Origin of the sequence: Moraxella sp. (assembly GCF_024227015.1) — a bacterium.
Lineage (GTDB): Bacteria > Pseudomonadota > Gammaproteobacteria > Pseudomonadales > Moraxellaceae > Moraxella.
In genome coordinates, this window is sequence record NZ_JAAELD010000317.1 from 1 (window position 1) to 1,338 (window position 1,338).

Consider the following 1,338-nt stretch of genomic DNA (forward strand, 5'->3'; position numbering starts at 1 on the left):
CACCATTTAAGCTGAAGGTGGGCAACAAAAGGACGTTGCCCACCCTACTTTGTACGAACACTCAAACTAATCACTAAAAATGACTAAAACTATCGCAATATTACCGGGCGACGGTATTGGTCCAGAAATTGTCGCAGAAGCCATTAAAGTCTTAGACAAATTATGGACATCCTTTGGTTTAGATGTACAGTTGGAACAAGGCTTAGTCGGCGGCGCAGCCATTGATGCCACAGGACATCCCTTGCCCATCGAAACCTTGGAACTGGTTAAAAAAGCAAATGCTGTACTATTAGGTGCAGTTGGTGGTCCAAAATGGGAACCTCTTGACATCGCTATTCGTCCAGAAAAAGGCTTATTAGGCTTGCGCTCTGAACTCAAACTCTTTGCCAATTTAAGACCAGCCATACTATTCCCTGAATTGGCTAATGCCTCAACGCTCAAACCAGAAATCGTTGAAGGATTGGATATTCTTATTGTACGCGAACTCACTGGCGGCATTTATTTTGGGCAACCGCGTGGCATTCGCATCCTTGACAATGGCGAGTCGCAAGGCGTTAACACCCTTGTCTATAATGAAAGTGAAATTGAACGTATTGCACGAGTCGCCTTTGAAAGTGCCGAAAAGCGACAAAAGCGTCTCTGTTCAGTTGATAAAGCCAATGTACTGGAAGCGACGGAACTTTGGCGAGAAATTGTCACACGAGTAGGCAAAGATTACCCCAATGTCCAACTCACCCACATGTATGTCGATAATGCCGCTATGCAACTTGTACGCGCACCCAAACAATTTGATGTCATCGTGACAACAAATATGTTTGGCGATATTTTGTCCGATTTAGCCTCCCAACTGACAGGCTCCATTGGCATGTTACCCTCCGCCTCCTTAGATGCCAACAATAAAGGGATGTACGAACCCATACATGGCTCCGCCCCTGACATCGCAGGACAAAATATCGCCAATCCGCTAGCGACCATTTTATCTATCGCCATGATGTTACGCTATAGCCTCAATCAACCTAAACTAGCCACCATCGTTGAAAATGCCGTCAGTCAAGTCTTGCGCGAAGGATTGCGTACCATAGATATTCAACAAGAAGGGACAGAAATTATCAGTACCCGTGAAATGGGCGACGCAGTAGTCGCTGCATTGAGTTAGGAACGTGCATAAAATAACTTGGACATTTATAATACCTTCGCCAATGGTTTCGAGGCTAAAGTTTTTTTAAAGAAAAAACTTTAGCCTCGAAACCATTGGCGAAGGTATTATTAATTATTAATTATTAATTATTAACTGGGGATGGAAAAATCATTATTAATTGAGCGTCTTGCAAAACTCGC

1 protein-coding gene is annotated in these 1,338 nt (G+C 43.6%); it reads left to right on the top strand.

The window, feature by feature from the left end:
- The first annotated feature begins 79 nt into the window (after positions 1-79).
- A complete protein-coding gene (leuB, locus tag GY683_RS07240) occupies positions 80-1,156 on the top strand; it encodes a 3-isopropylmalate dehydrogenase (RefSeq protein ID WP_297288096.1) in 1,077 nt (358 codons plus the stop codon).
- The last annotated feature ends 182 nt before the right edge of the window (positions 1,157-1,338 follow it).

Coding starts and splice junctions, on each gene's coding strand:
- leuB (WP_297288096.1), top strand. CDS start 80: ATGACTAAAACTATCGCAATATTACCGGGCGACGGTATTGGTCCAGAA.